We start from the raw sequence: 8,954 nt of genomic DNA on the forward strand, positions 1-8,954 counted from the left end.
GTTGCCCCGACAATTTGACCTGTGCCTTTCTTGGTATGGACTTTCACAAAACCTTCTTCTTCGCCTTCCAGGATCGCGCGATCGACGTCACTGAAGTGCTGGACGTAGGTGTCGATTTCGATTCCCGCTTGCTCGGCGTCGTGGCCGTACAGCCCCACATGGGCGATTTCAGGTGACGTGTAAGTGGCCCACGGAATGACCAAGTCGCTGACCTTCTTTTTGCCAAACGGCCCGACGGCAAACAAGGCATTCTGGATCACGATCCGGGCCATGAAATCGGCCGCGTGCGTGAATTGATACTTCGAACACACATCGCCCGCGGCGTAGATCCTCGGATGGGTCGTCTGTAGCCGATCGTTCACGCGGACGCCTTTGGAATCAAAGTCAACACCGACTGCGTCCAGGTTCAAATGCTCCACGTTCGGTGCGCGACCGACGGCGACCAGCAACTGATCGATCGGCTCGTCGTAGTGCTGGTCGTGCGAATCGACCGTCAGCCGGATCGTTCCGTCCTGCCGGAGCTTTAACTGACGACCACAACACAACAGTTTTACCCCGTCACGCAGCATCGCTTGTTGAACGATCTCAGCCGCGTCACGATCTTCTTTGGTCAGGATGCCATGCTCGGATTCGACCAACAACACCTCCGACCCCAGCTGGGCGAATGATTGCGCCATCTCGCATCCGATCGGGCCGGCACCGATGATTCCCAATCGTCGCGGAAGCTCGGTCAGCGAGAACACCGACTCGTTGGTCAGGTAGTCGATTTGATCGAGTCCGTCGATCGGCGGCGCCGCGGCTCTGGCACCGGTCGCGATGACCGCCCGCTTGTACTGCAGCTTGGTGCCGGCGACGTCGATGGTTTCGGAGTCGACGAAACTGGCCTGTCCGAAATAGACATCCACTCCAAGATCGCGAAAACGGTCCGCCGCATCGTTACGGCTGATGCCGGCGCGCAGTCGACGCATCCGCTGCATCACTCCCGCAAAATCGACTTCCGCTCCACCGGGCACGTCGACGCCATAGTTCGAGGCCTGCTTCACCGTGGCGGCAATCCGCGCCGAACTGATCACGCCCTTGGACGGAACGCAACCGACGTTCAAACAATCGCCGCCCATCAGGTCGCGTTCGATCAGGGCCACGCGGGCACCCAAACCCGCGGCGCCGGCGGCGGTCACCAGACCGGCGGTCCCGGCACCAATGACGACCAAGTGATAAGGAGCCTCGGGTGCCGGATTGATCCAGGTCGGCGGATGAACGTTCGCTTCAAGTTGTTCGTTGTGCTGGTCGCGCGGTAGAAGTGCGTTCATGCTGTCGGTGTTCCAGGCTTGCTTGGCGGTTCGGTGATCTGACGGCACGAAGCACGTTCACAAGATGCTCGCGCTCGCTTCCCAATCGCATAATAGTGAACTGAGCCTGCGGACCGCCAAGGGTCGCTGACCGCGAAAATACCGTCAACGCAATCGATCGCAGGCTTCCGTCAAATCCCGCAACCGCTGGCAGGCCGTCGCGGACAGCATCGACGGGGTCGCGCGCCAGCTCCAATTCCCCTGCGTCGTTCCCGGCACGTTCATGCGCGCTTCCGCGCCCAAGCCCAACAGATCCTGCAGCGGAGCGATCGCCAGGTTTGCCGTCGAGGACCAAGTCAGACGCAGCAGTTCGGCAGCAGCGGGCTCACCGTCCAGACCGGGTTTCTCCAGGACGCTGCAAACCGTTTCCTGCTCCTCCTCGGTGAGCGATTCGAACCAGCCCCGCGTCGTGTTGTTGTCGTGCGTCCCGGTGTACACCACGGTGTTGGGCACGTGGTTTTCCGGCAGATAGGGATTGTCCGGCGTGCCGTCAAACGCGAACTGCAACACACGTGTTCCCGGTAGATCAAACTGGTCACGCAGCTCGTTCACGTCCGGCGTGATCAACCCCAAATCCTCGGCGAGAAACGGAAGTGCCCCCAGATCCGTTTGCAGGGCGCGAAAGAAATCGGCACCCGGACCAAGCTCCCACTCGCCGCTGAGTGCCGTCTCCGCGCCGGCGGGCACGTGCCAGGCAGCTGCGAATCCGCGGAAATGATCCAGGCGAACCAGATCCACTTGAGTCAACAACGCTCGGATGCGTTGGATGTACCAGCGGTAACCGGTGGCTTGTAGCGCCGCCCAGTCATAGACCGGATTTCCCCACAGCTGACCATCGGCGCTGAAGTAATCCGGCGGGACTCCGGCGACGAAAAGCGGCCGACGCTCCTCGTCCAGCAAGAACATTTCCGGATTGGCCCACACGTCGCTCGAATCGGCCGACACAAAGAACGGCAGGTCGCCGATCAACCGCACACCCTTGGCATGGGCATAGGCTTTCAATCGCGCGATCTGACGGAACACCAGGAACTGGCTGAATCGAACCTGATCGATTTCGTCCGCCAGATCGCGGCCGGCTTGGGCCAACGCGTCGGCGTCACGATGGACCAGTTCGCGCGGCCATTGCAGGTAGTGTTCGCCGTGCCGATCACGCAGCGCACAGAACATCGCGAAATCGTCCAGCCAGTGCGACGCAGCCAGACAGAATTGCTCGTAAGCCGGTCGCAACTCGGCGTCGCCGGCGCCGCCGCGAAAGTTGGTCCAGACCGTCGTCAGCAACCGCTGCTTGAACGCGATGACGGAATCGTAGTCGACGGAGGTTTCCGAGTCGCTCGCGGCGGAATGGGACTCGTCGGCCAGCTCGTCAGCCTGCAACAGACCCTCGGCGACCAGCTCGTCGGGACTGATCATCAGCCAGTTTCCGGCGAACGACGACAGCGACGAATACGGGGAGTAACCACACCCGATCGGTCCCAGCGGCAAGACTTGCCAACAGGATTGCCCGGCGTCGTGAAGCCAGTCGATCCAAATCCGCGACTGCGGCCCCAGGTCGCCGATGCCGTAACGTGACGGCAGCGACGTGACGTGCAACAAGACGCCCGCGGCGCGATCCTGGAGAGAGAACACGGGGTTTGGCTGGCACTCGTCAGTCATACGGGTCCCTTTGATTGGCCGTCATCATCTCGTGGACGAGCCGAACGGGGCCGGTCGATGGGTTGGGGCCGGCCAGTGGGTTGAGGCGTGCGTTCTGTTGCGGCAACACACTCGCCGCAGACATCGAGCAACAGACCGGTCGGCGACCGATCAGTCAAGCCGGTCAACCGGCTATCGCGGTTGAACTCACGCTGCCATGCCCTAGCGCCGGTTTCACCCTCGAATCACGCGACAAGACACGAATGCTCTGGCCACATTCAATCTTGACGAAGCACTCCAGCAAGTTTACAGCCCGACCTTGGTTCGCTTGTCAAACGCAACCCTCAATTCAGATCTGCACCATTCAGATCTGCACAGAGCACTATGCGCGAATCGCATCCACGGCTCTCGCGTCGCGTTTCTGGGGGCCGAGGAGATCCTTGCAGCCCATCGCGGTCAGCATCGTGTTGTAGACGTCGACACCCTCGGCACCGACGTCCAGGATTTGGCCGGTTTTGAAACGCCCCCCGGCTCCGCTGATCGCATGGAACACGCCCGACAGTTCGCGTTTGACGTCGTTGTGACGCCCGTCGCCGGACTCGGTGGAAATCGTGATCAGTGAGTTTTCCAGAATCGTCTTGCCATTGGCGTCCACCGAATCCTCGGTATCGAGTCGGCTGAGGAAGTAGGCGACCTCGCGCATTTTCAGGTGCGCGTGGGCGCGCAGCGCTTCGTTCTTCTTGTTCTCATTGAACTGATGCCACCACTCGTGGCTACAGCCCGCCGAACCGGATTTCTTGTGTTGTCCTTCGTCGTCGAATTGAAAGACCTTGCGGCCGTCGTAGTCGTAGTCACCTTTCAGCCGAATGCGTTCGCCGGCGGCTAAAAAGGTCAACGCGCCGAAGCGGGTGCGATCGGTTTGGATGGCCAAGGCGTACAGATCGGCCATCAGACGCCATTCCGACGACAATTCCTCCAGCGTGATATCGATGCCTTCGCCGCCCGGATCGGCCGACCCGCCGTGCAGCAACTGCGACTGCGGCGGCAACGGAGGCGCGCCGTCGACTTTGCCCTTCATCGCATACGCCCGCTGTTCGAATTCACGAATCCGGTCCAGATGCTCGGCGATACGTGCCTTGGAAGTAGAACCCAGCGGAGAGTTCGCGCCGGTGTAGAACTTGTACTGGTCGACGACCGTATCCAGCACGCTCCGTTTCAATCGAGCGCGGCGTTTGTCGGGATCCTCGTCGGCCGCGCCGATGGTTCCGAACACGCGCTCGAACAGGTCACGCGGTTTTTCCTGCATCGTCGCGGCAACCGTCCCGTCGGCGTTGTAACTGTGAACGTACCGACCGATCCGGCTGCGGCGAAAGAACGTTCCGGCGACCAGCGTGGGCACCATGCCGGCCGGCATGCCGTCGCGATAGTGGTTGCGACGGATCACTTGATCGATCGACGCGCCACCCGCCTTCGCTTCACCATCGGGCGGTTCGGCGGTGAACGCCGCGGTCGCGCCGTCGTAGTGCGCGTTGATGCCTTTCTCGTCGGCACGCAACTGATCGACGCCGCGCATGATCAGCAATTTCTTGCTCAACGGTTTCAGTGGCTCCAGCACTCCGTCGAAACCTTCTTTCTGCAGCGGGGCCGGGATGCCGAGTCCGAAGAACACATTAAACGCCCGCACCGGAACATCCACCTGCTCGGCCGCCATCGCCTTCGTCAGCGTCATCTCCTCCAACAACGGCAACCCGATCGCGACCGCCCCGGCGCCTTTGACCGCGACGCCCTTGAGCAGGGTGCGGCGGTCGATTCGTTTCCTGTGCATCAGCCTATACTCCCAGAATTAATCTGTTTGGTTTCTACTCGGTCGCTTCGGTTCTGGCCCGCTGAACCAGATCGCTCATGACAATCGCGGTGATCAAGTCGGAGTAGGTTCCGCCGGCTTGTTGTGCCGTCTGGTGAATCTTGTCGACAGTCGCAGCATCTTCGGCGACCAGCGGTCTGCCGAGCGCGAACTGGGTCATCTTCCAGGTCAAACTTTGCTGCACCCGCTCGCTGGTCGCCAGCAGATCCATCAATTCGTTCGATGTCTGATACGCCACCGGTTTCGCCGTGCCTGGAAACAGCACTTCACCGTCGTCACGCAGTGTGTTGCCATGCTCGTCTTTGTCGTGGTACGCACCGATGCCGTCGAATTTTTCCAACCCGAACGCCAGCGGTTCGAAACGGGTATGGCAAACACCGCACTTGTTGTCCGCGATGCGAGTTTCCGCGATCCCTCGTTGGGTCAGACCCGTTTTGGTCGGCGGTGGGACGGTGTTGACGCAAGGCGGAGGTGCGTTGATCGTGCCGCGCAGCAAATCGTTCAACACAAACAAACCGCGCGCGACCATGGACGCTTCATCACCGCCGATCGTCAACACGCTCGCCTGAGTCAGCAGGCCGCCGCGACTGGGGACCTTCGTCAGATCGTATCGAGCGGGCTTGCTGTCAGTGCTCTTGTCCGTCGGTTGGAGTCCGTAGTGCCGCGCTAGCGCTGGGGTTGCGAAGGTGACTTGTGTGTTCAACAAATCCGAGAGTGGCCGATTCTGGGTCCACACCACCTCTTTGAAATAGGCGAGTGTTTCCTGTTGCATGTCCGCAGCGAGCTGTGCATTCCAGTTCGGAAACCTCTTGGCATTGGGGCGCAAGTTGGCCAAGCGTCCCAGGTTCAACCACTGTGAAACAAACTCCTCGGAACGCTCGATCGTACGGGGGTCTTTGAGCATGCGTTTGACATGGGCTTCGACCACGGTTCGGTCCGTCAATTCGCCCTTCTCGGCCGCACGCAGCAAGTCCTCGTCCGGCGGCGCTCCCCACAGGATGTAGCTCATCCGGGACGCGAGTTCATAGTCATCGACCAGCCGCGAACTGCCGTCGCCGTGTTGGTATTCGATGCGGTACACGAACCGGGGCGATTGCAGCATGGCTTGCACGATATAGCCGATCGCCTCTTTGAAATCGCCGCCGGCGCTGGCCACCGTCGTCGCGATGCCGCTGTACTTGTTGATCTCGTTGGAATCCAGTGGACCACGCAGCAACCATTTCCCCATCGCGGCGACGTGATCGCGCATCGTGTCGTCGGTGGAAAGTTTTCGACTCTTGGAGAACCGCCCGGCGAACTCCAGGATGTCCATCCGGCTGACGATGATTTCGGCCAGCTTGTTGTAGGCTTCGACATGCTTCAAATCGATGTTCAAGTTGTAGGCGGTGTTGTTGAAGCCGTCGGCACGCAAGTCGGGCGGCAGAATTTGCGTGGCTTCGTTTGCAATGTCGACGCCGACCGCGCTGCGCACCGTGGCGATGTACTCGCTGACGGTCAGTCGCTGCAACCAGACTTCACCCGCATGGCCTTCGTTCAGATAGACCGCCGGATCAATTGCCTCGACCGGCCAGGCCGCGCCGGAGTCGATCCAGTTTCGCAGCGAGTCTTTTTCTTCGGGTGACAGGGGTGGACGATCCTTCGGCATCTCATCCGAGGAGACCAATTCCCAGAGCAGACTTTGCGACGCTTTTCCCGGCACGACCACCTTGCCGCTTTCGCCCCCGGCCACGGCGGACGCCTTGTGGGACAGATCCAGTTCGCCCTTTTTGATCGCCGCGTCATGGCATTCGAGACAATGTTTTGCAAACAGCGGCGCGACGTGTCGGTCGAACAGTAGCGTGTCGGCTTTGGCAACGTTGCCGGCGGAGGACGCCGCACGCCCGGCACGACTTCCCGCCGCGAAATTCTGCCGCACGTCCTTGTCCGAGAGCGCCCGATCGTAGACGGCCACCAGATGCAACTCTCCCAGCCAGGGTCGGTCTTTCGTCGCTTCATTGGCCAGATACAATCGCTGTCGATGGTCCCAGTTGCGGAAGTTGCCTTTGACCGTTTTGCCGGCTACGCGTTTTCCATCGAGATAAATCGTCGTCTTGCCGCCGGCGTCGCGGGTGAACACGACATGGGTCACCTTGGTTTGCAAGGATCGCTTGGGACTGCTCGTTGAGGGAAGTCCATTGTTGTCACTGCCGGTCGCTCGTAGCCGAACGTCGTAGAAATCCTTGTCTTGTCCCAGCGTCAAATTGCGCTGGCTGGTGTCCGCGGAGATCGTAACGATTCGGGCCGGGCCGGACTGGGATCGATTGGCAGGTTTCAGCCAGACTTCGACGCTGATCGCATTGGACTTCTTGACGGCATCGATGATCTTCGTGGCGGGTTGTGTGGACGCGATCGACGAAGACGATTCGACCACCAACGACCCACCGGAACGTTGCACGCGACTGGATCGATCGATCACCAAATTCAACGGTTTTCCGACGCCACTGCGATCGACAATCGTCTGCCCGTCGTTCTCACTGAAGTCGTATCGAACCAGCAAGCCACGCTCGACGCGATCGACGGCACGAGCGACAGGCGCGATGAACGCCAGGGATGCTAGCGTCAGCAGAGTCCGAAATTGCACAAGACGCCTCATTGGGTTTTTGTCGGGTGCACCCCAAAACTGGGTGCGAACCATCCAGCAGTATAGCGTCACCGCGGCGATCCGCGTCGCGAAGTCAGCACAGACGCCCCGACCCTGGCTCGCAACGCTGTGAAGCATTTTTTAGCGGTAGGGCGCGAGCCCTCCGGTGTTTCGGGAACGATTGGGGACCGGAGGGCTCGCGACCAATACTGCTAAATCGAGATTGATGCGCCGCCCGGACGCTGGCGCGAACCGGCTGAGGTCAAACGATGATCAGCCGTTTGGCGCGGGGCCTACGGGGCCCCTCACATGGCACCCTCTATCCAAACGTTGCCGGAGCACTAGGCGGCCTGAGACGCTCGAATCATTTTGAGTTTGCGTCGGATTCGGCGGATGGGCGAGTGCAAGTTGCGACGCAGAAAACTGCCCAGTACGACCAGATCGGGGCGACTGGAGTAAGCGGGCATCAGCTTCTTGGCATTTCCCTGAAAGTGGATCGCGTGCATTCCGACCAACTGCCCGGTTGCGGTGTCGGTCGCGTACGGCAGACCGTCTCGCCAACGGATCCGTTTGCGACCGGCGGCGTCGTAGCCCTGGGACAAACAGAGATTATCGTCGAAGAACCGTCCGTTGATCGGGCACGACAAGTCCCCGATCGACAATCCAGACTCGTGGCGAAACCAAGCCAGTGCGGTCATGTCGGAGACACCCTGGCCGTCGCGTTTCAACTGAGCCTCGGCGTAATCCGCCAACCGCTGCCGCTTTTGCTCAGTGGGTTCGTACATCGATTCACAAAAACGACAAAACGCATCCAGGCCGGTACGTGCTGCGACCAACATGGCGTGACCGCTTACCGTGCAGTATGCCAGAGCGTCGCCGGCGAGCTCCGCCGCGACCTCGTCCAGGTCACTGTAAACCAACACATCGGAATCAAAGGTCCAGGCGGACTCGCAATCCTGTTTGCCCATCCACTCGTTGAGAATGAACCAGCGTTCAAAACAGAATCGTTCCCAGTCGACGCGATTGCGGCTGTGGTGAACGTAGCGCTCGGCGAATCGGGCCGCGCCGTCGAAGAAATCTGCGGCGCAGTAATGCTGGTCGACGAATTTGAGCGTGCGGTTGGAATGATCGCCCAACAGCACAATCGGCGAATCCGGGTTGTGTAGCTTGGCTTGACGGGTCGCCAGATGGAGATGCTCGCCGCTGCCACAATGAACAAATACGATGGGGCGTTGCATATAGAGTCACTCTTAGCCCAAGTGAAGACGGAGACAGACTCCGCCATGCGCGACGCAGCCGTGGCGACCTCGCCACCCGCGCGATCCTAAGGGTCTAGTTCCCCCCCCCGGCAAGAGCAGTCCGAATCGTGGTGTGCTGGCAAGCCACTGACCGCTGGCAAGCCACTGACCGCTGGCAAGCCACTGACCGCTGGCAAGCCACTGACCGCTGGCAAGCCACTGACCGCTGGCAAGCCACTGACCGCTGGCAA

5 protein-coding genes are annotated in these 8,954 nt (G+C 60.5%); all 5 read right to left on the reverse strand.

Features of this window, described 5'->3' with window-relative positions; genetic code table 11:
• Positions 1-1,310 (reverse strand): mercuric reductase (locus ABX749_RS11995; protein WP_372896190.1); only part of this gene is annotated, 1,310 nt, incomplete at its 3' end.
• A 144-nt stretch (positions 1,311-1,454) separates the two neighbouring features.
• Positions 1,455-3,002, reverse strand: a complete 1,548-nt coding sequence (gene malQ, locus ABX749_RS12000; protein WP_372896191.1) for a 4-alpha-glucanotransferase — start codon at positions 3,000-3,002, stop codon at positions 1,455-1,457.
• Positions 3,003-3,363: 361 nt separating this feature from the next.
• Positions 3,364-4,806 carry a DUF1552 domain-containing protein gene (locus ABX749_RS12005; protein ID WP_372896192.1) on the reverse strand — a complete coding sequence of 481 codons (1,443 nt, stop codon included), beginning with the start codon at positions 4,804-4,806 and terminating at the stop codon, positions 3,364-3,366.
• A 34-nt stretch (positions 4,807-4,840) separates the two neighbouring features.
• Positions 4,841-7,465, reverse strand: a complete 2,625-nt coding sequence (locus ABX749_RS12010) for a DUF1592 domain-containing protein (protein ID WP_372896193.1) — start codon at positions 7,463-7,465, stop codon at positions 4,841-4,843.
• A 341-nt stretch (positions 7,466-7,806) separates the two neighbouring features.
• A complete protein-coding gene (locus ABX749_RS12015) occupies positions 7,807-8,703 on the reverse strand; it encodes a hypothetical protein (protein WP_372896194.1) in 897 nt (298 codons plus the stop codon).
• Between the last annotated feature and the right edge of the window lie 251 nt (positions 8,704-8,954).

It is taken from the genome of Stieleria sp. (genome assembly GCF_041595215.1).
Lineage (GTDB): Bacteria > Planctomycetota > Planctomycetia > Pirellulales > Pirellulaceae > Stieleria > Stieleria magnilauensis.